Annotated in this window: 24 protein-coding genes; 14 read left to right on the top strand and 10 right to left on the bottom strand. The window is 66.4% G+C overall.

Annotation, left to right across the window (positions count from 1 at the left end; all coding sequences use genetic code 11):
* Positions 1–2: 2 nt before the first annotated feature.
* From QN358_RS09820 to QN358_RS09805, 4 genes are all read right to left on the bottom strand, one after another.
* A complete protein-coding gene (locus QN358_RS09820; protein WP_323512230.1) occupies positions 3–2432 on the bottom strand; it encodes a DUF3488 and transglutaminase-like domain-containing protein in 2430 nt (809 codons plus the stop codon).
* On the bottom strand, positions 2429–3811 hold the full coding sequence (locus tag QN358_RS09815) for a DUF58 domain-containing protein (RefSeq protein ID WP_323512229.1): 1383 nt from the start codon (positions 3809–3811) through the stop codon (positions 2429–2431). The genes QN358_RS09820 and QN358_RS09815 overlap by 4 nt, the downstream gene beginning before the upstream one ends.
* Positions 3812–3813: 2 nt before the next feature.
* Positions 3814–4917, bottom strand: coding sequence for an AAA family ATPase (locus QN358_RS09810; RefSeq protein ID WP_323512228.1), 1104 nt, complete (start codon positions 4915–4917; stop codon positions 3814–3816).
* A 312-nt stretch (positions 4918–5229) separates the two neighbouring features.
* The gene (locus tag QN358_RS09805; RefSeq protein ID WP_136642148.1) at positions 5230–6084 is read right to left on the bottom strand and encodes an NAD(P)H-binding protein; all 855 of its coding nucleotides are present in this window, start codon (positions 6082–6084) and stop codon (positions 5230–5232) included.
* Positions 6085–6530: 446 nt separating this feature from the next.
* Here QN358_RS09805 and QN358_RS09800 point away from each other — a divergent pair, with 446 nt between their 5' ends.
* On the top strand, positions 6531–7352 hold the full coding sequence (locus tag QN358_RS09800) for an IclR family transcriptional regulator (protein WP_136642147.1): 822 nt from the start codon (positions 6531–6533) through the stop codon (positions 7350–7352).
* Between the two features lie 14 nt (positions 7353–7366).
* Here QN358_RS09800 and QN358_RS09795 read toward each other — a convergent pair whose 3' ends face one another.
* From QN358_RS09795 to QN358_RS09780, 4 genes are all read right to left on the bottom strand, one after another.
* Complete coding sequence (locus QN358_RS09795) at positions 7367–7909, bottom strand: YbhB/YbcL family Raf kinase inhibitor-like protein (RefSeq protein ID WP_136642146.1); 543 nt, start codon at positions 7907–7909, stop codon at positions 7367–7369.
* Between the two features lie 71 nt (positions 7910–7980).
* Entirely contained in the window at positions 7981–9546 is a 1566-nt protein-coding gene (locus QN358_RS09790; protein ID WP_136642145.1) for a GMC family oxidoreductase, read from the bottom strand.
* On the bottom strand, positions 9543–10169 hold the full coding sequence (locus QN358_RS09785) for a hypothetical protein (RefSeq protein ID WP_136642144.1): 627 nt from the start codon (positions 10167–10169) through the stop codon (positions 9543–9545). The genes QN358_RS09790 and QN358_RS09785 overlap by 4 nt, the downstream gene beginning before the upstream one ends.
* A gap of 45 nt (positions 10170–10214) precedes the next feature.
* Positions 10215–11243, bottom strand: a complete 1029-nt coding sequence (locus QN358_RS09780; RefSeq protein ID WP_136642143.1) for an NAD(P)-dependent alcohol dehydrogenase — start codon at positions 11241–11243, stop codon at positions 10215–10217.
* A 328-nt stretch (positions 11244–11571) separates the two neighbouring features.
* On the opposite strand from QN358_RS09780, the gene QN358_RS09775 reads away from it, so the two are divergent.
* The 12 genes from QN358_RS09775 to argG all read left to right on the top strand — a co-directional run bounded on the left by QN358_RS09775 (position 11572) and on the right by argG (position 22629).
* Complete coding sequence (locus tag QN358_RS09775) at positions 11572–12945, top strand: L-serine ammonia-lyase (protein ID WP_136642142.1); 1374 nt, start codon at positions 11572–11574, stop codon at positions 12943–12945.
* Positions 12946–13055: 110 nt separating this feature from the next.
* Complete coding sequence (locus tag QN358_RS09770; RefSeq protein ID WP_323512227.1) at positions 13056–13181, top strand: hypothetical protein; 126 nt, start codon at positions 13056–13058, stop codon at positions 13179–13181.
* Between the two features lie 12 nt (positions 13182–13193).
* Positions 13194–13535: an ATP-dependent DNA ligase gene (locus QN358_RS09765; RefSeq protein WP_201799281.1), complete on the top strand. Its 342-nt coding sequence runs from the start codon at positions 13194–13196 to the stop codon at positions 13533–13535.
* Positions 13536–13543: 8 nt separating this feature from the next.
* Complete coding sequence (locus QN358_RS09760) at positions 13544–14500, top strand: bacteriorhodopsin (RefSeq protein WP_323512225.1); 957 nt, start codon at positions 13544–13546, stop codon at positions 14498–14500.
* A 24-nt stretch (positions 14501–14524) separates the two neighbouring features.
* Positions 14525–15346, top strand: coding sequence for a methylenetetrahydrofolate reductase (locus tag QN358_RS09755; RefSeq protein WP_323512224.1), 822 nt, complete (start codon positions 14525–14527; stop codon positions 15344–15346).
* Between the two features lie 52 nt (positions 15347–15398).
* Positions 15399–16292, top strand: a complete 894-nt coding sequence (locus QN358_RS09750) for an MTAP family purine nucleoside phosphorylase (protein WP_323512223.1) — start codon at positions 15399–15401, stop codon at positions 16290–16292.
* 86 nt (positions 16293–16378) lie between these two features.
* A complete protein-coding gene (locus QN358_RS09745; RefSeq protein ID WP_416351977.1) occupies positions 16379–17524 on the top strand; it encodes an NAD-dependent epimerase/dehydratase family protein in 1146 nt (381 codons plus the stop codon).
* Positions 17517–18188: a glycosyltransferase family 2 protein gene (locus tag QN358_RS09740; protein WP_323512221.1), complete on the top strand. Its 672-nt coding sequence runs from the start codon at positions 17517–17519 to the stop codon at positions 18186–18188. Before QN358_RS09745 ends, QN358_RS09740 begins: the two co-directional genes overlap by 8 nt.
* 98 nt (positions 18189–18286) lie before the next feature.
* Entirely contained in the window at positions 18287–19087 is an 801-nt protein-coding gene (locus QN358_RS09735) for a TIGR04282 family arsenosugar biosynthesis glycosyltransferase (protein WP_323512220.1), read from the top strand.
* A 2-nt stretch (positions 19088–19089) separates the two neighbouring features.
* On the top strand, positions 19090–19752 hold the full coding sequence (locus tag QN358_RS09730) for a class I SAM-dependent methyltransferase (RefSeq protein WP_136642135.1): 663 nt from the start codon (positions 19090–19092) through the stop codon (positions 19750–19752).
* A 90-nt stretch (positions 19753–19842) separates the two neighbouring features.
* Entirely contained in the window at positions 19843–21147 is a 1305-nt protein-coding gene (locus tag QN358_RS09725) for an LCP family protein (RefSeq protein WP_136642134.1), read from the top strand.
* A 39-nt stretch (positions 21148–21186) separates the two neighbouring features.
* Positions 21187–22629, top strand: coding sequence for an argininosuccinate synthase (gene argG / locus QN358_RS09720; protein ID WP_136642133.1), 1443 nt, complete (start codon positions 21187–21189; stop codon positions 22627–22629).
* 11 nt (positions 22630–22640) lie between these two features.
* On the opposite strand, the gene QN358_RS09715 is transcribed toward argG, so the two are convergent.
* Both QN358_RS09715 and QN358_RS09710 read right to left on the bottom strand, forming a co-directional pair.
* Positions 22641–23111, bottom strand: coding sequence for a hypothetical protein (locus QN358_RS09715; RefSeq protein ID WP_323512219.1), 471 nt, complete (start codon positions 23109–23111; stop codon positions 22641–22643).
* Positions 23111–24406, bottom strand: coding sequence for a molybdopterin-dependent oxidoreductase (locus tag QN358_RS09710; RefSeq protein WP_323512218.1), 1296 nt, complete (start codon positions 24404–24406; stop codon positions 23111–23113). The genes QN358_RS09715 and QN358_RS09710 overlap by 1 nt, the downstream gene beginning before the upstream one ends.
* A gap of 91 nt (positions 24407–24497) precedes the next feature.
* Between QN358_RS09710 and QN358_RS09705 the strand changes: the two genes are divergently transcribed.
* A complete protein-coding gene (locus QN358_RS09705; protein ID WP_136642131.1) occupies positions 24498–25943 on the top strand; it encodes a glycosyltransferase 87 family protein in 1446 nt (481 codons plus the stop codon).
* The last annotated feature ends 51 nt before the right edge of the window (positions 25944–25994 follow it).

Below are 25994 nucleotides of genomic sequence, written 5' to 3'. Positions count from 1 at the left end.
GCTCACTCCTCGGCCCGGCTGAACAGCGAGCGCGGCACGATCAGTGCCCACCGGTCGTCTGCCCGACTGGCGTTCTTCTGCAGACCCCGGATGACCTCCCGCACATCGCCCGCCAGCGCCTGCCTCTGGGCGTGGTCTGGTTCGGCCGCTCCCCCGGGCGCGAAGCGTTCACGCTCGACCGCCTGCACCAGTCGCAGCACCGGCTCGGGCGGCACAGTGTCGAGCGCCGCCAACCGAGCGCCGAACGCCCGCACCGTCTCACCGGCCGGAACATCGAGCCGGTAGTCGACGGCCGTGTCGGTGATCTCCCGCCAGCCGATTGTCGCGGTCGATCTGCCCGAACCCGCCATGCGCGACAGCCGACGACGGCGACGCAGCCGACGAAGACCCGCAGGGATGAGCGCGAGGCCGCCGACAACAATAACAATCACCACGGCCACCAGCCAGGCCCGCCCGGTCTCTGCGGCCTGCGCCTGAGGGGTGAGAGCCGGGTTGGCGGCAAGGTCGGTGGGGGTCTGTGTTCTCGGTGTCACCGGCGTGGCACTGCTGGGGGCGGTACTCGGCGCCGTGGTCGCCGGCGTCGCACTCGTGTAGTTCGGAAGCGAATATGCGGGCGGGGTGAGACCGAGCCCGGGGGTGGGCTCGAACGACAGCCAACCGACCCCTTCGAACCACAGTTCGGGCCACGCGTGCAGCTCATCGCTGAACACCTGGAATGTGGCCGTGCCATTGTCTTGGCGCGACACCGCAGCACCGGGGTGATAGCCGATCGCGATGCGCGAGGGAATACCGAGGCTGCGTGCCATTACCGCCATCGCCGACGCGAAATGGATGCAGTAGCCGCTCTTTGCCGACAGAAACTTCGCCACGGCCTGAAAGTTGCCACCGTCGTACTTGCCCTCGACCGGTGCCGTGACCGAATACGTGAACGCCCCCGAGGTGAAGTACTTCTGCAGAGCGACGGCTTTGTCGTAGTTCGAGACGGCCCCGGCCGTGACCTCGGTGGCGGTGCTCTGGATGATCGGGTCGATGCCTCTGGGCAGCGACACGTAACTCTGCAGTGCAGCGGGAACCGCGGCCGACGACGCGGCAAGCTGCGCCGCCGACGGCTCGACGTCGAGGCTCGTCACCGTGTAGTTCTGGCCATCGGCGTTCGCCTCGACAGCCGTCACCGTGAGGCTACCGGGAGACTGCACCCAGTCGCCGGTCAACCCCGTGACCGTCTCGGCGGGGTAGGGCAGGGGTAACCAGTCACTGCGCAACCCGCTGACCGACACCGATGTGGTGACCTCCTGCGTGGCGACATCGGTGTTGAGGCCGTCGGGTGTGTCGAAGGCGGTGCCGAGCGGGTGCGCCGAGTCGGTGTTCTCGGGCTGCCAGGGCCCGTTGGTGAAGTTCGACAGGTTCACGAGCTTGAGGTAGAGCCCGCTGGCCGCACTGGTTGTGTAGGTCATCGACAGAACCGGGTTCGTGCGGCGCAGGTCTTGGCTCAGCTGAATGGTGGGGTCAACTCCACTCGAGTACACCGAGGGCAGCTGGCCCTGTGGCAGTGAATGAAACGAATTGGCGGTCAGGCCCGGTGTTACCGCCGGCAGCACCACCGCGAGGGCGATTGCCACGGCACCCGACACCAGCGCACGAACAGTGTTGCGACCCGGCCGCAGACTCGAAGCCGACCGTAGCCGCAGGCCCACACCCCAGCGGTCGGCGAGCCACACGAGCACGAGAAACACGGCCGCGAGCCACACGAACAGCCACACGTCGAAGTCTTGCTGGCGGATCGTGTACGGCACCGCGAGAACCGTGATGGGTACGAGGCCGACCAGGGCGGGCATCCGTACGGCGAAGACGAGTGCGTCAGCGACCAGCGCCAAGAGGCCGATGGTGAGGGCGAGCAGAAACACGATCGAGGCGACAGGTTCGGCCGGAACACCCTGTGAGGCGATCGATGCACCAGCGTCTCGCAGTTCGTCGCGCAGCGTTCGCAGCGTGTCGAAGGTGGGAAGAATGCCGAACAGCGCCTCACTCGGAGCAAACAGAACGGTGATGCTGACACCCCACGCGACCAGGGCCGCCAGCGACGGTATCCAGCTGGCAACGGGTAGCAGACGTGCGCCCGCAGCAACCGCCAGCACAACGGCAACGACCAGGCAGGTCGTGAACCACCAGCCAGTGCCCATCAGCAGCGGTGCGAGCCCGCCCACGGGAAGCGCGAGCAGCAGAAAAACGAGCGCCGACAACAGCGCCGCACGAGCGAGGCCTGGCCGCGCAGGGCGCCCGCGCGTGGAGGCCGGCTGCGTCTCGTCTGGGTCGGCGCCTCGTCTGGCCTCGCCCCGGCCGGGTGCTGCACCTCTCTCGTAGCCTCGCCCGGTGGCTCCGGATGCCCGCTGTGATGCTCCACCCGACCGGGCAGGTGTCTCGAGCCGGGTCACAGCACGAACCGTTCTGCGCCGGTGGCGCCCCACGCCGCTGCCGGTGCTTCGTCGGAGCCGACGCACTGCGCGCTCCATCCACCCGCTTCGAGCAGTTCGCAGAGCCCTGTTGCCCACCGCGGTGCAGGAACGCCGGGCGACAGCGGTTCGGTGACCACGATCGCAACAGCGCCCGACGAATACCGGGCCGCCGAGGCCAGGGCCTGCGCCGACGCGTCACCGAGCTGCCCGACCACGGCGAAGACGGGGGGCAGCTCGCCCACGACGGCGTCGCTTCGGCTGAGCGCGAGGCGAAAATCGGTCTCCCACGCGTCGATCAGATCAAGCTGGGCGGCATGCAGAAGCAGAGCCTCTTCGCCTCCGTTCGGTTCGAAGCGCGTCGAGACAGGGCCGGGGTGCTGGGCGGAGCCACCTGACCCGCGCGTGCGGAGGGCACTGTCGACGACAGCGTCAGCCGACGTGACGAGCTGAACGTGAAAGCCTTCGGCCAGCAGGTGCAGGCCGATCGACGCGCTCATCGACACTGCCCACTCGAACTCGGCCGAGAAGGTGTGCGCGGTACCGGGCGCCCCGTCGTGCTGGGCCTCGAGCCCGAAGCTCGCCGCGGCCGTGTCGAGCAGCACGATCGAGTTCTGATCACTCTGCTGATCGTCTTGGCGCACCATGAGCTCACCGAACCGTGCGGTGGCCGGCCAGTTGACGCGGCGCATGGAGTCGCCGGTCTGGTATTTACGGGAGATCACGTCTTGTTCGCCGGCACCGCCGAGCTGGCGCGAGACCTGATCGGCGCCCGCGCCGGTGGCCAGGCGCACGGCGCCCCGCGGCAGGAGGGTCGTCGACGGTGTCACGGTGAGGGTGTCGGTTGTTCCGATGGCCAGACGGCGAACGACGAGCGCAAACGGGTCGGAGAGCAGCAGCACGAACGGGCCCACCGCGTGACGGCCCCGGTGCCGGGCCTCGAGCCGATAACCGAGTGAGAGCGGCACGGGGGCGTCATGAATCGAGGCGCGAAAGCCGGGCATCCGGGGCAGCCGAGAGCGGCCTGCCGCTTCGAGCGGCCCGGAGACCCTGTCGAAGAAGGCGGCTTCGGGGCTCGACAGGCTGCCCCAGTTGCGCACGAGCAATCGCACCGACACGTCAGAACCTGCCGGGGCGAGTTCGGGATCGAACCGGCGTTCGATGGTCAGCGGGGCGCTGTAGAGCGATACCCCGATGGCGGCGACGACGGGAAGGGCGAGCACCAACAGGCCGACAAAACTGAATTCCCGGCGCTGCAGAACCTCCATCGCGACAAGCATCGCCGCGCCGGTCACCAGAAAGCCCCAGCCGCGCACGGTGGGGCGCGGCAGCCGCGAGAGGAGGGCCGCCAGGGCTCGCACGCTCAGCCCTTCCGAGCCGCCACGAGAGGCACCGGGGTGTTCGCCACGATGCGGCGGAGCACCTCGTCGACCGGTCGGGAGGTGCTGCCAGCGGTTGCGGCGAGGCCCGCGCCCGCGTACCCCGCCGAGGGGCGAGCGCCTGGGCGGCTGTCGGCAAGCGAGCGCCGCGTGAGCAGTACCCGGTGGGCGAAGACGGGGATGACCAGAGCATCGATATCGTCGGGAAGAACGAATTCGCGGCCGTCGAGTGCTGCCGTCACCTTGGCGGCGCGCACGAGGTGCAGGGTGGCCCGGGGGCTCACACCGAGACGGATCTCGGGGTCGCGCCTGGTGGCCTGGGCGATGTTCACGGCGTACTGCTCCACGGCAGGAGAGACGAATACCGTGCGGGCGGTCTCGATCATGCCCCTGAGTTCGTCACGGCTCACCACAGCGTCGATCTCGTCGAGCGGGCTCTTCTGCTCGCGGTTCTGCAGCATGGCGAGTTCTGCACGGGCATCCGGGTAGCCCATCGACACCCGCACCATGAAACGGTCGCGCTGGGCCTCGGGGAGGGCGTACGTGCCCTCCATCTCGATGGGGTTCTGCGTGGCGACCACGCTGAAGGGAGCGTCGAGAAAGTAGGTCTGGCCGTCGATCGAGACCTGGCGCTCTTCCATGCACTCGAGCAGGGCCGACTGAGTCTTCGGTGACGCACGGTTGATCTCATCGGCGATGACGATGTTCGCGAAGACCGCGCCCGGCTTGAACTCGAACTCACGGCTGTGCTGATTGTAGATCGACACGCCCGTCACGTCGGAGGGCAGCAGGTCGGGGGTGAACTGGATTCGGCTGACCGAACAGCCCACCGAGCGGGCGAGGGCCTTGGCGAGGGTGGTCTTACCCACTCCTGGTACATCTTCGACCAGCAGATGGCCCTCCGCCAGCAGAACGACCAGCGAGAGAGCCGCTATCTCGGGCTTGCCGTTGATGACGCGCTGCAGGTTGTCGAGAATGGCGGCCGCGTGCCGGCCGAACTCATCGAGCGAGGTCTCGCCCGTCTGGCCGCTCGATCTGTTGCCGATAGCACCGCCGCCGATAGCACTGTTGCCAACCGCATTCGTCATGACTACTCCCGCAGGTCTCGAACGGGGGCATCGCACGCCTGAATCGCGCGCAGCACGCCTCGTTTGCGCCTGATTGTAGCCTGCAAAACTTGAGGGTCGGTGGCGAATGCTTCACCTTGACACGGCGCCCTGTGTACGAGTCAGTGGTGACCCTCGTATTTCACAGGTTCTGGCAGCCCGGCCTCCTGCCGCACCCGCCGGGAGAGGCGCTCGATCGACTTCATCGAGAATCGAGAGCCTCATCGAGGCTAAGCCGTCTTGAGGTGTGGTGCAGGTGTTGCAGCTACGGCGCCGCACCCGATCCGGACCGTGTCACCGTTTACGTGCGCTGAACCCCTCATTCTCGTGCTGATCTTGGTTGAGCTGGCTTACGAGGCTATGCACTACGTCTGAGATGCTCGCCGGTGCGTGGCCGAGGAGTTCGGCGAGACCGTCGCTCTCCGAGGCGAACACGCCGCGCCGCACGAGCGGAAAGAGTACGGCGAACGGTCCGGTTTCTTCATCGCTGACCTCTTCCTGGCTAATCTGTCGGCGAAGCGACGCTGTCAAGGCTGTCGCCATTTCTTCAAAATTCCACGCGGGACCGCGAAGTTCCCAGAGTTGTTTCGTGGGCATGATGATCGAGGCCGTTGCTGCCGCGTCCCCCAGGTCACCGATCGCGGCGGTAGCTATCCTCTGCCCGGCACTCGCCGACTGAATCACTCCGCTCGCCAGCGCCTGGGTGAGCGCACGGTCTACGAATGGGTCTGTGTAGAGAGCGTTCCGCAATATCGCATGGTGCACGCTACTCTCGGTGAGCGCATCTTCGGCTGCGGAATGGCCCGGATCGTGTCGCGCACCCATGCCGCTCGTGTACACCACGTGACGCACTCCGGCGGCGACAGCCGCCCCCACGACCCGACGGTGCTGCGCGGTACGCACCGAAGGATCCAGTACGGGGCTAGAGACCACGATCGCGCGATCAACTCCGGCGAAGGCTCGATCCAAGGAAGCAGAATCCGAATAGTCCGCAACACACGCTGTGAGCCCACGGGCAGCGTACTCAGCCGCCGCGCGCTCTGTGCGCACCAGCACCCGCACATCTGCCACACGAACGTGAACGAGCAGGCTGCGAAGCGCCGCCGTACCAAGGTTGCCGGTCACACCAGTTACGAGAAAAACAGTCATTACTTACTCCAGTTGAGAGATTTTGTGTGGGTCGAATCGAGCGGGGACCCAAACTCGGGCCCCGCTCGAAGGCACACAAAATCGCCATCCCTGGGCGGCGTAGTGAACTACGGCTGCAAAGAAGGATGCTAGTCAGGCAACACAACGAATAAGCATTCACCTCACTGTACCCCCGACGCGGTTACGTCAGACAGGCATCCCCCGGACAGGAACTGGATAGATTACGGCCAGGGCAGAGGTAGGCCCCCGATTCCTTGATGACTCCAACGAGACGGTCGACATCCTGGGCCGTGGTAATACCGTTGAACTTCTCTCTGCGCACCGGCAGCCCCGCTTCGTTCAGCGACGACGAGGGGGTAGCCTGTTCGCCCAGAGGCGCTCTCACGGAGTGAGAAAGGCCGGGCATCCGCGTTGCACCGGAGAGACTCGACGACGAGACTGAGGGCATGCGAACCAGCGATGTATCAGCGATTCCCCGCGAGCCTGGGGTGGCGACGGTCGAAAAGACGCTCTCAATCCTTGAGATTGTGGCGGAGCGAGGCGGGGCCACGGCGAAAGAGGTCTCACTGGCCCTCGGCTACCCGCTGCCGACCGTCTACCGCCTCATGCAGGCACTCGTCAGCAGCGACTATCTCGTGCACCTGAAAGGGCAGCGTCGGTTCGAGCTGGGGTACAAACTCGACCGGCTGGGCGTGTCACTGCACCGCCAGATCGGAGTGCCGAATCCGGTGCGGGCCGAGATCGGGCGGCTGCACGACGCGGCACAGACCGCCGGATACTTCGCGGTGTACCGCGGCGCCGATGTGGTGGTGGCGTACGTGGTCGACAGCCCCGAGCATCCGCGACTCACACCTCTCGGCTTCGGGTTTCACGAAGCGGCCCACGCCACGGCCTTCGGCAAGATCATGCTGGCCGGAATGACGCCAGAGCAGGTGAACCAGTACCTCGAAGTGCACGGAATGCCTCGGATGACCGAGCGCACCATGACCTCACGGGCACAGCTCGACGAGCATCTGGCCGGGGTGGGTCACCTCGGGGTGGCGTGGGAGCACGAGGAGTTCGTGCCCGGCATGACCTGCGCGGCCGTCGGTGTTCGAAACGGCGCCGGAATGGTGGTGGGGGCCGTGGCGATCAGCGCCCCCAGCGAGCAGATCTCCCGCGTCCGAGAGCGCGAACTCGAGCGATACCTGCGCGACGCCTCGAATCACGTCAGCCGCTACTACCGCTCGGGTCAGACCCGTAAGCCCGGCGCGCCCGCCGCCGCCTGACGCGAATGTGCAGCCTACTTCGCCTCCCACCAGGGCGTGATCACAGCACGGGCCAGGGTGTGGCCCGACATGTTGAAGCCGAGGAATGCGGGGGTCGCGCCAGCATCGATACCGAGCGACGCGACATCCAGAGCATGCACCGCAATGTGGTACAGGTGCTTACCGTGACCGGCCGGCGGTGCCGCACCGAGGAAGCGGGCGAGGCTCGCGTCGTTCTTCAGCTGAAATGCTCCGGTGGGCAGGCCCGCACCGGCATCGTCGCCGACGCCTGCTTCGAGAGAGGTCGTCTCGACGGGGATGTCGACGACAGCCCAGTGCCAGAACCCGGCGCCTGTCGGGGCGAGCGGGTCGTAGACCGTGACCGCGAAGCTCTTCGTGCCCTCGGGAAAACCGCTCCAGCTGAGCTGCGGGCTCGTGTCGCTGCCGCCGGCACCGAAGATACCGCTCACCTGGGGTGTGGGCAGCTCTTCGCCGTCGGCGACGTCGGTGCTCGTCAGGGTGAAGGTCGGAACCTCGGCGATGGCGTCGTACGGGTTGGCATTTGTCGTTGTGCTCATTGTGTTCTCCATTCGTTGTAAAACTCTACGCACCGAGGGGGCACGTACAGAAAGGGGGTTGTGCCCGAAACTCAGATACCCCCGGTTCTCAGTTGGTCGGCGATGTACTCGGCCTGCCGGATGGCCAGGGCCACGATCGTGAGCGTGGGGTTCGCGGCGGCACCGGTGGTGAACTGCGACCCATCGCTGATGAACAGGTTCGGCACGTCGTGCGCCCGCCCCCACTTGTCGACGACGCCGTCTTGGGGCTTCTCGCTCATGCGTGAGGTACCGAGGTTGTGCGTCGACGGGTACGGCGGAGTGCGATGCGACCCTGTCGCGCCCACCGCGTCGTACAGCAGCTCGGCCTGGGTGTATCCGTGTGTGCGCATCGCGATGTCGTTCGGATGGTCGTCGAAGTGCACGTTCGGCACGGGCAGGCCATTCTTGTCGGTCACGCTCGTGTTCAGGGTGACCCGGTTCGACTCCTGCGGCATGTCTTCGCCCACCACCCAGAGTCCGGCGGTGTTCGCGTACGCGTCGAGAATCTCGGTGAACTCCCGGCCCCACGCCCCGGGCTCTGCGAAGCTCGCCAGAAACGCCGGGCCGAGCGAGATGGTCTCGAGGTAGTAGCCGCCCGCGAACCCGCGGTCAGGGTCGTGCTTCGACTCGTCGGCGATCACCCCGGCCATCGTCTCGCCGCGGTACATGTGAACCGGCTTGTCGAACCGCGCGTAGACCGAGCCGGTGGTGTGGCGCATGTAGTTGCGGCCCACCTGCCCCGACGAGTTCGCGAGGCCGTCGGGAAACATCGGTGACGCCGACTGCAGCAGCAACCGGGGCGTCTCGATCGAGTTGCCGGCCACCGCGACGAGCTCGGCTGCCTGGCGTTGCAGGTTGCCGTCTGCGTCGAGGTAGAGCACAGCATCCACTCGGCCCGACGCGTCGTGCGTGATCTGCACGACGTGACTGTTGGGGCGCAGGTCGAGCAGGCCGGTCGCCTCGGCGCGCGGAATCTCCCGCACCAGCGTCGACCACTTCGACGTGTTCTTGTCGCCCTGGAAATTGAAGCCATCTTGAATCGATGCCGGTCGGCCGTCGTACTCCTCGGCGTTCGTCGCGTACGGGCCCGTCGAATAGAACGAGTACCCGACGCGTTCGGCGCCGTTCGCGAACACGGTGTAGTTGTTGTTCGCCGGCAGGGGCTTTCGCCCGTGCACGTGAGTCGAACCCATCGCGATCTCGGCGAGGTCGTAGTACGGCTCCAGCTCGGCCAGCGTGAGGGGCCAGTCGAGCAGGTTCGCCCCGTCGATGCGGCCGTACGTGCTGCGGGCCGCGAACTCGTGCGCTTTGAACCGCGGGGTGGCGCCCGACCAGTGGGTCGTGGTGCCGCCCACCGCTTTCACGATCCAGGTGGGCAGGTTGGGAAAGTCGCGGGCCACCCGCCACGAACCCGACGTGGTGCGCGGGTCGAGCCACGCCATCTGGTTGAACGCCTCCCACTCGTCGTTCACATAGTCGTCGTTCGTCAGGTACCCGCCGGCTTCGAGCACGACCACAGGGATGCCCTTCTTCGTGAGCTCGTACGCCAGGGTTCCGCCGCCAGCGCCCGACCCGACGATCACAACGGCGTTCTCGGCGTGGTCGATAGCGGTCATTTCTTCACCTCTGCCATTTCTGCGGCACGCTTGCCGGGCTGGTTGCTGGTGTCGCGGCTGCCTGTTCCGACCGGTGCGGTGGGGATCGTCGTGACCGGGCCGGTGGCCGTGGCGGCGCGACCCTTGGCGAGGGGCACGTTGTCGGCGATCTCGATCAACGTGTTCGGGCCGGTGTAGGTCTCGACCCGGGCATCCGGAAGCCAGTCGAGATCATCGAACCCACGGTCGATGTAGCCGCCCTTGTCGAAGCTCGGGCCCTCGTAGCCGAGCACCTGCCAGACGTCTTCGTTGTCGTACAGGTTCAGTACCGTGGTGCGCCGGATGAACCCGAAGAACTCGGTCGATTCGATTCGCCGCAGCACCTTCGTTGCGTCTTCTTCATTCAGGTCACGAAAGTCACCCCCGGCCAGGTGGCTCAGGGTGAGCAGACCCTGGGTGAGCGCCACCCGAAACCAGGTCGACGTCTCTGCCTCTTTCAGAATCGTGTCAGCAGTGCGCTCGTAGGGGCCATCGGGAAAGTTGTCGTGCGGAAACGCGACTCGAATGACCCGGATGAGAACGCTGCGCGCCTCGTCGGTCAGCTCGGTCGCATTCAGTTGCGGATATTTGGCGGGAAAAGCCATCAGTAGCTCCTTTGCGTGATGTGGTGGGGGTGGGGTGTGAGCCGGTCAGGGAACGAGGATGCCCCGCCCGACCAACCGGCCTGCTTCGAGGTCGGCGATGGCGTCGTTCACAGCATCGAGCGGATACACCGCGGTGTGCAGCGTCACGCGGCCCTGCGAGGTGAGCGTCATCAGTTCGACGAGGTCGTTGTAGGTGCCCACCAGATTGCCGATGACATTGATCTCCCGGGAGATGATGTCGATTGTCGGCAGGTTCACGGCGCCGCCGTAGCCGATGACGTAGTGCGAGCCGCGGTTGCGGAGCAGTTTGGGCGCCAGCAGCTCTGCACTCTTCTCGCCGACGAAGTCGAAGACCACGTGCGCTCCCCCGCCCGTGATGTCGAGCACCTGCTGCTCGACCTGGTCGTCGTTGAACGACAGAACGGTGTGGTGCGCGCCGAGCTGGCGAGCCAGTTCGAGAGCCTCCTCGCTGCGGTCGACCACGGTTATGGTGGCGCTGGTGATGGCAGCGAGGGCCTGGATACCGATGTGACCCAGGCCTCCCGCACCGATCACGACGGCGTGGGTTCCCGGGAAGAGGTCACCGGCGGCCTTCCGCACCGCATGGTAGGCCGTCAGCCCGGCATCGGCGAGCGCAGCCACGTCGCGCGGCTCGAGCCCGTCGTCGAGCTTCACCACCGCACGGGCGTTCGTGAGCAACTGGCCGGCCATGCCGCCGTTGACGTTGATGCCCGGGAAGGTGGCGTTCTCACAGTGCGAGTCTTGGCCCACCCGGCACGCCGGGCAGAGCCCGCAACTGGTGAGCGGGTGCATGATGACGGTGTCGCCGACCTTCACATTGTGAACCGCGCTGCCCACCTCGCGCACCCAGCCGGCGTTCTCGTGGCCGAGAATGTAGGGCAGACTCGGGTGCTGAATCGGATCCCACTGACCCTCGATGATGTGCAGGTCTGTGCGGCAGAGGCCGGCAGCGCCCACATCGACGATCACGTCCCACGGGCCCGACACCGTCGGTTCGGCAACCTCTTCGACGAGCGGGCTCTGACCATACTGGTGCAGCCGTACTGCCTTCACGTGTTCCTCCTCAGTGAGGTCGATCGACTTCGTCTTCTCGACCTCCTCAGCATCCCTCGCCCGAGGCTGCCCCACCACCGCCGTTTTCGCATGGTGAGAATTCCGGATGCCCGCCCCTGCCCCGGCGCCATTCTGATAAGGGACTTATTCTCGGATTAAGGGCGCGGGCGGGGCGGGAGGGTGTGCAGGGTGAGGTTGTGGAGAGAGGCGTCAGAGACTGCGGCGGTGAGGAAGGTGGCGGCGAGAAAGACGAGCGTCAGCACAGCGTCGCGGCTTTCTGTCGTGGTTTGCAGTTTTCTGTCGTGGGGCCGAGATTACACTTCTTGCAATGAGCCTCAGCGCATTCGACCTCTTCACCATCGGCATCGGCCCGTCGAGTTCTCACACCGTCGGGCCCATGAGGGCCGCCTACCAGTTCGTCACTCGGCTGAGAGAGGCGGGCACGCTCGAGGCGGTCGCCCGGGTGCGCGTCGACCTGTTCGGCTCGCTCGGGGCCACGGGCCACGGTCACGGCACGATCAAGGCCGTGATGCTGGGTCTCGCGGGCGAACAGCCGCACCTCGTCGACCCTGAGACGGCCGATGCGGCGGTCGAGCGCGCAGAGACCGCGGGGGTGCTCGAACTGGCCGGCGGGCATCCGGTGCCCTTCTCGTGGCGCACCGACATCGTCATGCACCGCCGCGAGCGCCTCGACTTCCACAGCAACGGAATGCGGTTCACCGCGTTCGACAGTGCCGGCGAACCCCTAGAACTGCGCGAGTACTTCTCGATCGGCGGTGGCTTCGTGGTCGACGAAGACGAGACAGGTCAGAAGGTCGTCGTGAAAGACCCCACGCCCGTTCCTTACCCCTTCTCGAGCGGCGACGAGCTCGTAGCGCTCTGCGAGAGCACCGGAATGCGCGTGAGCGACCTCGTTCTCGCGAACGAACTGGTGTGGCGAACCGTGGCGGAGGTGCGTGCCGAGCTGCTGCACATCTGGCACGTGATGCAGCAGACAATTGAGCGCGGATGCTCGACCCCCGGCATTCTTCCCGGTGGCCTCAAGGTACGCCGCCGTGCCGCGGCCCAACGGGCCCAGCTCGAGGCTCACCTCGACCCGTCCGACCCCCTACGGGCCATGGAATGGGTCACCCTCTACGCTCTCGCCGTGAACGAGGAGAACGCGGCGGGCGGGCGCGTGGTGACGGCTCCGACGAACGGGGCCGCCGGCATCATCCCGGCCGTTCTGTCGTATTACACAGAGTTCGTGCCACGGGCCACCGACGACGGGGTGGTGCGGTTTCTGCTCGCGGCCACCGCCGTCGGCATCCTCTTCAAAGAGAACGCATCGATTTCGGGCGCCGAAGTCGGTTGCCAGGGCGAAGTCGGGTCGGCCTGCTCGATGGCGGCCGCCGGGCTCACCGAAGTGCTCGGCGGCACACCGAAACAGGTCGAGATGGCGGCCGAGATCGGCATCGAACACAATCTGGGCCTCACCTGCGACCCGGTGGGCGGCCTCGTGCAGATTCCGTGCATCGAACGGAATGCGGTGGGGGCGGTGAAGGCCATCACGGCCGCCCGCATGGCCGTACGCACCGACGGTGAGCACCACGTCTCGCTCGATCAAGCGATCAAGACCATGCGCGAGACCGGTGCCGACATGAAAGACAAGTACAAGGAGACATCGCGCGGGGGCCTGGCACTGAATGTGGTGGAGTGCTGAGCACGTCGCAGGGCGCAGAAAGCCCACGATGTTAGCCCCGCGTCGCCCTCCGCACAAGTCCCCAGGGCAGTAGCCGCAGCTCCCGCACAGCCCCGCGTATTTTGGTGTTCATGAGCGACAAAAAAGATGAGACTCCCGACACGTCAACCGACACCCAGCAGAACCACAATGCCGAGACCGATGAAGACACGGCCTCGGGCGGCGCGGCAGCCGATCCAGACCCCAACGACCTCTAGACAGGCCGGGTTTTGGGCCTACTGCTTTACGGGAGCCCCAGCATCGAGATCAGTTTCGATGACCGGGCTCTCCAGCATCTCCAGATTGTCATCACCGCCAAACTCCGCCGCCGGGAGAGCTTTGTATTCTCCTGGAACGATTCGGCTGAGGTCGGCAGCGGCCGCAGTTCTATTTGGCTCGACGCCAGCAGCACTCTCTACTACCGGTTCTTCGGCTCGCGCGTTCCCTCTATAAACAGGGAGTGGATCGACGCGCTCATGGAGTCGGCGAACAGTGGCAGCGGTCTCTTTTTTCTTCCCGAACCGGGTTCGGTGGCGCACACCGCGGCTCCGGCCGGCCGAGCTCGAGTCTAGGAGCGTCAATGAACCTCATTCCTCCCTGGACCGCCACCCTCACAACGGCCGAGTTCCAGCTCACTCTGTACTTCTTTGTTCTCGCCGGTCTCGCCCTGCTCGCCGGGTTCATGCGCAGCATCGTCACGCAGGCTGAGGTCGGTTCACGCTTTCGTCCGGCCGTCGTGGCACGGCTCAGCATCACGGGCATCGCCTTCGTCTCGTACATCGGGTTGCTGCTCACCCTGCTGCTGAGCTACACCCACTCCGGCGGCGCGTACTCGCCCACCGATTCGACCGTCTCGCTTTTTGCTCTGCGCTACAGCGACTGGTCGGTCACCGTTCCACTTCTCACGTTCGAGTTGCTCGCCGTCTGTACCTTCACCGGCGCCCACCTGCGGCGCACACAGCTGCTGGCTGGCGGCTTCTCATTTCTGATGATCTTCTGCGGCTTCATGGGCGCGATCATCGTCGATGGCGGCGAGAACCGCGTGTCGACCCTGCTCTGGGGCGGCATCAGCGTGGTGTTCTGGATCGCCACCAACATCGTGCTCATCGGTGCCGTACAGAAATCGCTTCCGAACGTCACCCCTCGGGCGGCTGTGCTGCTGAAGAACGCGGCGATTGTGCTGCTCTCGGGCTGGGTGATCTACCCGATCGTCTTCCTCATCCAGATCTTCGGCGATGGCGGCGCGTGGGCCACGACGATGCAAATCGCGCTGTGCGTGGCCGACGTCGTGGTGAAGCTCGGCTTCGGCACCCTCATACACCGGGTGGCGAAGCTGCGCACGGCCGAAGATGTACGGGCAGGTGACGACGTGCATCCGGAGTCGATCTGGATCTCGTCTGAGAAACTCTCTGATGCGGGCCAACCGCTCGAGGTGCATCTCGCGAAGGGCGCCGAAGTTCACCCTCGGCACTCGCGGCCACCGACGAGCACCGCTGTTCCCACCGTTCAAGACCCCGAGGTGGTCGGCGACCTGTAGCCGGCATGTGACACGCTTGGGTGGGTGACCGCACTGCGTTTTGAAATCATTCCCGCCGACGGTGTCGCTGACCGGCTCGCACGCACCTTCGCCGACACCTCTGCCGTGACCCTCACCGTCACCAGCCTGCCGCAGCACGGCGTCGAACGTACCGTGCGTGCGTCGATCGAGCTCGCACGCCTCGGCTTCGGTGTGGTGCCGCACCTCTCTGCCCGTGCCATCGCCAGCCGCGGCGAACTCGAAAGCATTCTGCTCCGGATGCACGACAGCGGTATCAGCGAAGCTTTCGTCGTCTCAGGCGACGGCGGTTCCCCGGCCGGCTCGTACTCCACCAGTCTCGAACTCATCCACGACATCGTCGACCGCGCACCGCAGCTGTCGCTCGGCATCGCCGGATACCCCGAGGGCCACCCCCACCAGAGCCCCGACCAGCTCTCGAAGCACCTGCTCGAGCGGGCCCCCTTCGTCGACAAGGTCATCACTCAACTCTGTTTCTCGGCCGAGACCATCGGCACCTACGCCGCCCAGCTGCGGGCGTCGGGCGTGACGGCACCGCTCTGGGTCGGGGTGCCCGGGGCACTCAGACGATCGCGCCTCATCTCGCTCTCGGCGCGCATCGGCGTTGGCAGCTCGCTCGGCTTTCTGAAGCGAAGCGCCGGTGTGGCGGGCGGGCTGCTGAGGTCTCGCGATTTCGACCCGGCGCCGTTCATCGCCGAGCTCGCGGCCGAGCCGCAGTTGCAGCGCGTGGGAATAGCAGGGCTGCACGTGTACTCGTTCAACGAGATCGAGCGACTGCCGGAGGTGCGGTCGCTGGTGGCACGTACGCACGGGGCGGCCGCCGAGTAAAGCCCCACGCGCCCCACCCGCGTTCCTGCTCGGTCGCTGTTACGTTAAACGCATGTCACACCACCACGCCGCCACCGCGACCGTCGCCGTCATCGGGGGCTCGGGGCTCTACTCGCTGTTCGACCCCGCGTCATCGGAGACGCTCACGGTCGACACGCCATACGGCCCCACCTCGAGCCCCATCACGGTCGGAGAGCTCGGCGGTCGGCGCGTGGCGTTCCTCACCCGGCACGGGTCAGACCACTCGGTGGCGCCTCATCTCATCAACTACCGTGCGAACATCTGGGCGCTGAAATCGCTCGGCGTGCGCGCCATCGTCTCGTCGGCCGCCGTGGGCGGCGTCAGCCCCGAGTATCCACCCGGAACCCTCGTGCTGACCGACCAGTTCCTCGACCGCACGTCGGGCCGACCCGACACGTTCTTCGACCGGGGCAGCGTGCAGCACCTGGCTGCGGCCGACCCGTTCTGCCCTGAACTTCACGGCATCGCGGCGCGGGCGCTCACCGAAGCGGGCGAGGTGTTCGCTTCGACGGGCACGGTCGTGGTCATTCAGGGCCCGCGGTTCTCGACGCGCGCCGAGTCGCTGTGGTTTCGCGCGGCCGGGGCCCACACGGTGAACATGACCCTGGTGCCCGAGGTGACGCTCGCCGCCGAACTCACCATCGGCACAGTGAACCTGTCGTTCGTCACCGATGCCGATGCGGGTCTTGCGCCTGCGGCTGACGCATCTGCGTCTGCGTCTGCGTCGCTAGACGACGACTCGGTGAGCGCCGAGCTGGTGTTCGAGCGCCTCGCCGCAGCCCAGCCGCGCATCGTCGGGGCCATCGAGGCCATCATCCGGGCGATCCCCGCCGACTACGCCCCGCGCGACCTGATCGCGCCCGCCGAAGTGGCCGCTGTTCTTGCGTACCCGCCCGCCGCAACCGTCTCTGGCGCAGCATCGTGAGCGACCACTCCACCTCGGTCACGCCGCCCGCGAGCGCTTCGAGCCACGAGCCCAAAACCCTTCTCGTCACGGGCGGCGCCGGGTTCATCGGCGGCGCCATCGTCACGGCCGCCCTCGAGCAGGGCTGGGCGGTACGCGTCTTCGACTCGCTGCGACCCGACGTGCACGCGGCGCAGCTGGGCCGGCCCGCCGGGCTCGACCCACGCGTCGACTTCCGGCTCGGCGACATGACCGACCCCGCAGCCGTTGCAGCTTCCCTCGTGGGCGTCACCGTCGTCTGCCATCAGGCGGCCAAGGTCGGGCTCGGAGTCGACTTTCTCGACGCTCCCGACTACGTGGCGAGCAACGAACTCGGCACCGCGATTCTGCTCGCCGCCATGACGACCGCGGGCATCGACCGGCTGGTGCTGGCGTCGTCGATGGTGGTCTACGGCGAGGGCAGCTACCGCCGCGCATCCAGAACCGGCAGCACCGAAACGGGCGAGACCGATGACACGGGCAGCGCAGGCAGCAGAGGCGAGACGGTCAGGCCAGCCGCCCGGCTCGTCGCCGATCTCGAGGCAGGGCGCTTCGACCCCGTCGACACCGAAACGGGCGTGCCACTCGAGCCGGCACTCATCTTCGAAGACGCCCCCCTCGACCCGCGCAACGTCTACGCCTCGAGCAAGCTGTCGCAGGAGTACCTCGCCACAGCGTGGTCGCGTTCGACCGGAGGACGCGCGGTCGCGCTGCGGTACCACAACGTGTACGGGCCCGGCATGCCACAGAACACGCCGTACGCGGGGGTGGCGTCGCTGTTCCGCTCGGCACTCGAACGCGGCGAGGCGCCCCGGGTCTTCGAAGACGGCCTGCAACGCCGAGACTTCGTTCACGTTCGAGACGTGGCCGCCGCCAACCTTGCCGCCATCGACAACACCGCCCTGCCGAACCCGGGAGGCGCCTTTCGCGCCTTCAATGTGGGCAGCGGAACCGTGCACACCATCGGCGACCTCGCCGCCGAACTGAGCCGCTGGTCGAACGGCCCGGCCCCCGTGACCACGGGCGAATACCGCCTCGGCGACGTGCGACACATCACGGCCTCGTCTGAGCGCCTGCGTCTCGAACTGCACTGGATGCCCGCCGTCACCTTCGAGCAGGGCGTGCACGAGTTCGCCACCGCCCCCCTCCGGGCCGCCGTCACGACACCTTCAACTGCCCCACCCTCAACTGCCCTACCCTCGACTCATGCCTGAGTTCTCTGTCGACGTCGTATTTCCTTGCCTCAACGAGGCCGGCGCCCTGCCCTGGGTGCTCGGGCGCCTGCCGGAGGGGTACCGCGGCATCGTTGTCGACAACGGCTCTACCGACGGCTCAGCCGATGTCGCTCGCGCCCACGGTGCTACCGTCGTCAGCGAAGCACGCCGTGGCTTCGGCGCGGCCGCGAACGCCGGTCTGGTCGCCGCCACGGCCGACATCGTGGCGTTCTGCGATGCAGATGCGTCGATGGATCCGGCGGAGCTGCCGAGACTGGTCGATGCTCTGCTTTCGAATACGGCTGATCTCGTGCTCGGCCGCCGCCGCCCCACCGGGCGAGGCTCCTGGCCGTTGCACGCGAGGCTCGCGAACCGAGCGCTCAGCACGCTCATCCGGTGCCGTGCCGGAATCGACCTGAAAGACCTGGGGCCTATGCGCGCCGGGCATCGTGAACGGCTGCTGGCCCTCGGCATCGAAGACCGTCGCAGCGGCTACCCGCTCGAAATGGTGTTGCGTGCGTCGACGAGAGGCTGGCGCATCCGCGAAATCGACACGTCGTACGCACCACGGGTGGGGCGCTCGAAGGTCACCGGAACCCTGCGCGGAACCATTGTGGCCATCAACGACATGTCTCGTTTGCTCGCCGAAGTCAAGCACAGCTGAGCGTTCGCTCAGCGAACCACCGAAACGAGTACCGGCTCCGAAGACTGCTCGAGGGTGAATCTGCCCTCGCCGCAGATTTATCGTCAGAGGAGTCGCAGTTGCTCACCATCATCGTCATTGCCAAAGAGTGCATACCCGGCCGGGTGAAGACCCGTCTGACCCCCGACCTCACGGCCGGCCAGGCCGCGGCCGTCGCCGCAGCGAGCCTTGCCGACACCCTCGAGGTGGTACGCACTCTTCCCGCTGACCGCCGGGTACTGGCGTTCGACGGCAACCCCGACAACGCCCCCTCCGAAGCGCGCGGATTCGAAATCGTGCCGCAGTCATCAGGTGGGCTGGATGACCGACTGGCCGCCCTCTTCGACGAAGCCACGGGCCCCACTCTGCTCGTCGGCATGGACACCCCGCAGTTGACCCACGAAGACCTCGCCCCCGTCGTGGCGTGGGCTGCCGCACACACTGCACCGGCGTCGTGGCAGACCCGCTCGGCGCGCCCCGTCACCGGCGATGCTGCCACCGAGAGCATCGACGCCTGGTTCGGTTTTGCGACCGACGGAGGGTTCTGGGCCCTCGCCCTTTCAAACCCCACGGGATCACTGATCCGCGGTGTCGGCATGTCACAAGACGACACCGGCGCACAGCAGCTGCGCCGCCTGCACGACGCGCACCTCCGCGTGGGAATGCTGCCCGAACTCACCGACGTCGACACGGTCGACGATGCGGTCGAGGTGGCCATCACCGCGCCCACCAGTCGTTTCGCCCGCGTCTTCGCCACGGCTCAGCTGCACCAGTTGCATCAGCCCCAGGCCCAGTTGTTGCCGCAGCAGTTGCCACAGCAGCGCGTGACGCAGCCCGCCCGGGCAGCCCGCGCAGCCCGCCGACTCGTCTCGATGGTCTGAGAATGACGCCCACTTTCGGCGCCGGCGGCGGCGAACCCTACGCCCGTGCCCTGGCGAACGACGGCCAGTTGCTGCTCATCCCCGACGGTTTCGGCAAGCACGACGCCGTCGTGATGGATGTCAGCCGCTGGAGCGCCGCAGCAGACGCCACCGACATGAGCCTCATCGAAGAGGGCACAGGCCCGCTTCTCGACATCGGGTGCGGCCCCGGCCGCATGGTGAAAGCCGCGCTGACCGCTGGGTATGTGGCGCTCGGCATCGACGTCTCGCAGGCCGCCATCGACGTGGCCGAGCAGGCCGGCATCCCCGTGCTGAAGCGTAGCGTCTTCGAACCCCTCCCCCTCGAGGGAGAATGGATGACCCTGCTGTTGGTCGACGGCAACATCGGCATCGGCGGCGACGTGTCGCTCATGCTCGAACGCTGCGCCGAGTTGCTCTCACCGAGTGGCAGCGTTCTTGTCGAAGTGCAGACCGATCCTGCCACCGACGCCACCTTCGACTGCACCGTCACGCTCGACGACAACAGCGGCGCGGTCAGCGCCTCGTTTCCCTGGGCCCAGATCGGCAGTTCGGCTCTCGAAACCAGGGCCCGGATGACCGGCCTCCGCGTCACCCAGACCTGGAGCCGCGACGGTCGCACCTTCTGCCGACTCGGGCACGAGTGAGCGAAATTCTGGGCATCTGCAAAGAATTTCAGGTAGAAACGCCGTAATCGACGGAGTTCCCAGCAATCGTACGGCACCATGGTGACACGAATGACCGTTACGAGAGGGCAGCCCAGCCGACGTATGACTGCACACGAGACCCCGCTGAAACACGGTCGCCGCCCCACCCAGAGCCCCGTCGCCACTGCCGCCAAGATCTTTCTTGCCTGCATCGTGGTGCTCGCGGTGAGTTCGACGTCGGTCGCAGCCATCGCTGTCTGGCAGACGGTCGGGCGCATCAAACCGGGTATCCAACTCGCGCAGCTGCCCGGTTCGACCGCGGCGGCAATCCCGAGCGTCGGGGCTATCGACGGTGAGGTGAACCTGTTGCTGGTGGGCACCGACACACGCACGAACCAGGGAACCGGCTTCACAGACTCGGCGAATCAGAATGCCAGCTCCGGGGTCGGCAACAACGACGTCACTATGCTGCTGCACGTCTCGGCCGATCACACCAATGCCACGGTCATCAGCATTCCGCGCGACCTCATGGTGCCGGTTCCCGAGTGCCCCGACCCGAGCGGCAAGGGCACGGTCGACGCCACTGATCTCGCTATGTTCAACACCACGCTGTCGCGCGGCGGCCTCTCCTGCACCGTTCTGACCGTGGAGAAGATGACCGGCCTCAGCATTCCCTACGCTGCGGTCATCAGCTTCGACGGTGTGATCGCCATGTCGAACGCCGTCGGCGGTGTGAGCGTGTGCCTCGCCACCCCCGTGACCGATGCCTACACCGGCCTCGATCTGGCTGCCGGAGAGCAGACCCTCGTGGGCGATGAAGCGCTTGCCTTCGTACGAAGCCGCCACGGCGTGGGCGACGGCAGTGACCTCGGTCGCATCAGCAATCAGCAGGTGTTTCTGTCGTCACTGATGCGCAAGATCACCAGCGCCGGCGTGCTGGCCAATCCCATCTCTCTGTACTCGCTCGCCAACGCGGCGCTGTCGAACATGCAGTTCTCCACCACGCTGACCGACCCCACTGCCCTCGTCTCCATTGCGCTCGCGCTGAAGAATGTGAGTCTCAGCAGCCTGGTCTTCGTTCAGTACCCCGCAGTCACCGACCCCGACGATGTCAATCGCGTAATACCCGACGCCACTGCGGCGAAGCTGCTCAATACTGCCCTGCAACAGAACAAGCCCATCACGCTCACCGGTAAGACCGGCATCGCGGCCGAGGCCGACCCTTCGGCCGCGGCAACCGCGACGCCCGCGGCTACCGGTACTCCGACTCCGACGCCCACCGAGACGGGCGCGGCAACACCGACACCCACACCCACGTCGACCTCAGTCTCGCTGCCCACGAACGTGAGCGGCCAGACGGCAGCTGAGCAGACCTGCACCGTCGGCAACAACTAGGCGTCTCGGGGGCACACCCACCTCTACTAGGCTTTCGGTGTGTCTAAGGTCTTGAGCAGTCTCCCCGTCGGTGAACGAGTCGGTATCGCATTCTCCGGAGGGCTCGACACCTCCTGTGCGGTTGCCTGGATGCGGGAGAAGGGCGCAGTGCCCTGCACGTACACGGCTGATATCGGCCAGTACGACGAACCAGACATCGACTCGGTACCCAACCGTGCCCTCGAGTACGGAGCTGAGATCGCCCGTCTCGTCGATGCGAAGAGCGCACTGGTCGAAGAGGGCCTGAATGCCCTCCAGTGCGGCGCGTTCCACATCCGCTCCGGTGGCAAGACCTACTTCAACACCACCCCGCTCGGCCGCGCGGTGACCGGCACGATGCTCGTGCGTGCCATGAAAGACGACGGTGTCGACATCTGGGGTGACGGCTCCACCTACAAGGGCAATGACATCGAGCGGTTCTACCGCTACGGCCTCCTGGCCAACCCGCGCCTTCGCGTGTACAAGCCGTGGCTCGACTCAGATTTCGTCAACGAGCTCGGCGGCCGCACCGAGATGAGCGAGTGGCTCGTCGCCCGGGGCTTTCCGTACCGCGACGCCACCGAGAAGGCGTACAGCACCGATGCGAACATCTGGGGCGCAACGCACGAGGCCAAGCTCCTCGAAGAGCTGAGCTCGGGTCTTGACCTGATCGAACCCATCATGGGTGTCGCTGCCTGGCGCGACGACGTCGAGGTACTCACCGAGGTCGTGTCGGTGCGCTTCGAAGCTGGCCGGCCCGTGGCCCTCAACGGTGTCGAGTTCACCGACGCCGTTGCCCTGGTGCTCGAAGCGAATACCATCGGCGGCCGTCACGGCCTCGGCGTCTCAGACCAGATCGAGAACCGCATCATCGAGGCCAAGAGCCGTGGCATCTACGAGGCCCCCGGTATGGCGCTGCTGCACATCGCGTACGAGCGGCTGCTGAACGCCATCCACAACGAAGACACGGTGGCGAACTATCACGCGGAGGGCCGTCGCCTCGGGCGCCTCATGTACGAGGGCCGCTGGCTCGACCCGCAGTCGCTCATGCTCCGCGAGAGCATCCAGCGCTGGGTCGGTTCTGCTGTCACGGGCGAAGTCACTCTGCGACTGCGTCGCGGTGACGACTACACCATTCTCGACACCACCGGCCCGCTGCTGAGCTACCACCCCGGCAAGCTCTCGATGGAGCGCGTCGGCGACGCGGCCTTCGGCCCTGGCGACCGTATCGGGCAGCTGACCATGCGAAACCTCGACATCGCCGACTCCCGTGCCAGGCTCGAGCAGTATGCCGCATCGGGCATCATCGGCGGGGCGACGGCCGAGCTCATCGGCGCGCTCGAGGCGGGCGAGGCACGGGAGATTCTCGACCCGACCACATCGCCCGACGCGGCTGCCGACGCACTCGGGCGGGCAACCGACGCCGCCTCCGAGGGCGCGGCGTTCGACGCCGGCACCGACTGACTGAAACAGCGCTACTGCCGCTGCAACCGATTCTTCGCAGCCCGTCGCGTGTAGAGGATGCAGGTAAGGGCTGTGAGGGCCGCGATGACCAGCCACATGACGCCGAGGCGCTGGGCGTAGTCGAACGTCAGCACGGTGGGGTTGGGGCCGAGCGTCTTCGCGTACACCTCGGGCACCACAAGCAGGGTCATGATCGAGCCCACCACGACGGCGCCCTGCATGATGGCCAGCACGCCCTTCGAGACCCGATGCCCCGCTCGCCTCGCCAGCACACTGATGCCGAGCACCAGCGGTGACAGAATGGCGTCGTGCAGAATGATTGCGCCGAGCATCCACACGGCGACGCCCACGATCTGAATGGGCGTCTGCTTCATCACCAGTTCGATGGCCCCGAGAATGAGGCCGAGCACCCCCACGCCGATGAGAATCGCGCGAGCGAGCCGGAACCTGCGGATGTCGCCCACGTCGTCAACCTCGCGCATCACATCACCTCCACGTGGTCTAGCCACTTTGTCTGCAGCACCCCGGGGCGACCGGGCGCAATCATGCGCGCGGGGTACCCGTGGTCGATGTCTAGCGTCTCACCGTTCAGGGTGAGTGCCACCAGAGTCGAGAGATCGCTCACGTACTCGGAGCCCATCTGCGTGACACGGTAGCCACCTTCCTTCTCGAGGCTCGTGATGCGAAGCGCGGCTCCATCGGGCGCCACCCTGCCCACCAGGTCGTGCAGGCGTACGCCCGACCAGGTGGCCATCTGGCTCCATCCCTCAACACACGCGATCGGCAGGTTCACGGTGGTCTGCGGCATGGCCAACAGCTCGGCCCGGGTGAAAGCGACCGTCGTTGTGCCGTTTGTAATGCGAAGCGCCCACGCCGCATCCATCGCCGTGTCGGTCACCTGCGCGGCCATAGCGGTGCGGTTCACGGGCACCTGGTTCGGCCCGATTCCCTTTTCTCGGGGGGCGAAGACATTGAACGGTTTGAGAACGGCGAACGACTGACCCGCGGTGAGCAGCACTACGGCCGCAACGCTCGCACCGACGGTGGCGAGAAAGGTGCGCCGTGAGGTGCGGGGCTGAGGGCGAGGGGTGCCGTCGATCCACGCGAAGACGCGACCGGTCAGACCCGATGCCTGCGAGGCCACCTTCGACGCGACAGGCTCGAGGGGTGTGCCGAGAACGGGTCGGGGCACATCGATGAGGGGGGCATCCAGAGCCGCCTGTTCGTCGGCGTCGAACGACACCTCGGGGCGGTAGCCGTCTCGTTTGCGCCAATACCGCGCAATGATCGGCAGTTTCACTGCGATGTGAATGGCAAGCGAGCCGATGATCACGAACGACAGCGCGAAGTGCACCTCACGAAAGCCGAACGGCCACGGATAGAACTGAAACGTGTTCAGCAGGCCGATGGTGATCTCGACGAGCGATGCGCCCACGAAGACGGCGATGGATGCCCGGGCCAGCAGAGAGCCGATGCCGGTGATCGGCGGGGTCTCGAACAGGTTCGGGAACACCGTGTACAACTTGCCGAACAGTAGCGGAAAGCACGCGATTCCGGCGGTGATGTGGATGCCCTGCGTGTACTGGTACAGGTTGCTCGGCTGGGTGGGGAAGTGCATCCACGGCAGCGGTTCCTGCAGGAAATGGGAGTAGAGCCCGGTACCGAAACACACGAGGAACGCCGTTGCGAGCAGACGCCCGATGACAACGGCGAGCCGAGGGTTGCGGCTGGGCGCGGCAACAGCACGTTGCATGTTCAGCAGCAGTCGTCGCAGCATGATCCCCATCTAATCGCTTGTGGTGACTGTAGTTCGGAGCCGAACGCGAATTGGGCGGGACACGGCATCTTTGTGATGGCAAGATGAGCGTGTGACCGGCCGACAGCACTCCGCGAGCCGAGGCTTCGGTGGTGCGATTCGTGTCGGCGTCGTGGCGCTGGTTCTCGCGGCGATGGCGGCGCTCACGGTGCTTTCGGTCACGACGCTCGGGTTCTTCGACCCCGGCGCGGCCGGCGAGGGTGCCGGCGCGGGCGGCATCATCGGGTACACCGCTGCGCTCTGGGCGCTGTTCGGGCTCGCAGTGTGGCTGCTCTGCCGGGTGCCCGCGAAAGCGGCGGTGGCGCTGGTACTCGCCGGATCGGCAGTGTTGGGGGCATCCGCCCTCGCCGGGCCGCCCAACACGAGCACCGACTCGGCGCGCTACGCGTGGGACGGCATCGTTCAGACCGAGGGCATTTCCCCCTATCGATACACCCCGGCCGACGACGCGCTGGCGCAGTTTCGCACGCCGTGGCTGTTTCCCCCTTCGGTGCTCGACGCCGACGGCCGCCCGCAGTGCGACGGCGTGCGCGTCGAACGCACCATCAGCGTGCCCTCGTTCGTGGTTCTCTGCACCACCATCAACCGCCCGCAGGTGCACACCATCTACCCCCCTGCGGCTGAGATCTACTTCTTCGCCGTGCGATCGGTGGTCGGCAGCAGCGCCGAGTACTGGCCCTTCCAGCTGACCGGGCTCCTCATCTGTATTGCGATCACACTCGCCCTCGTTCTGGCACTGCGCCGGCGCGGAATGAACGTGCGCTGGGCCGCCCTCTGGGCGTGGAGCCCGTTCGTCGCCACCGAGGCCATCACGAATTCGCACGTGGATGCTCTGGCCGCGCTGCTCGCACTCACTGCCACCCTGCTCGTGTCGCGCGGGCGGCGCGGAACCCCGACGAGCTTCTTCGGTGGCGTCAGCCTCGGAGTCAGCATTGCGGTGAAACTCGTGCCCGTCATCGCGGCCCCCGCACTGCTGCGGAGGCAGCCCTGGAAGGTGATTCTCGGGGCCGTACTCACCTTCGTCGCCCTGTACATTCCCTACATTCTCTCGACGGGAATTGCGGTGATCGGGTATCTGCCGGGCTACCTCTCTGAAGAGGGCTACGACGACGGCAGCCGGTTCGCCCTGCTCTCGATCGTCGCCCCTGGAACCGGCGCGCTCGTTCTCGCCGCGCTCATTCTTCTTGTCACCGCCGTGCTGGTGTGGCGACGCACCGACCCTGAGAATCCCTGGCTCGGCCAGGTGGTGATGATCGGCGTCACACTGCTCGTCGTGACCCCGCACTACTCCTGGTACGCCTTGCTGCTCGTACCGTTCGTCGCCCTCAGCGGGCGGTGGGAATGGATGGCCGTTCCCCTCGCCCTCACCGCGCAGCTGCTCGTTCCCACCCTTGCCGTCGCTCGCGTCTCCTTCGCCCTCGCCATCGTCGTCGTACTCGTTGGGCTCCTCGCTCGGCGTGGCCTTTTTACACGAGACCAAACCTTTTTGTGGGGGTGACCGAACTACTGCTATCGAGATGGCAACCGCTTCTCGCACACAGCCTGTTAG

The organism is Subtercola sp. RTI3 (assembly GCF_035018625.1).
Lineage (GTDB): Bacteria > Actinomycetota > Actinomycetes > Actinomycetales > Microbacteriaceae > Subtercola > Subtercola vilae.
Note: the sequence above shows the minus strand (reverse complement) of the source record. Positions and strands in the feature narration are given on the sequence as shown.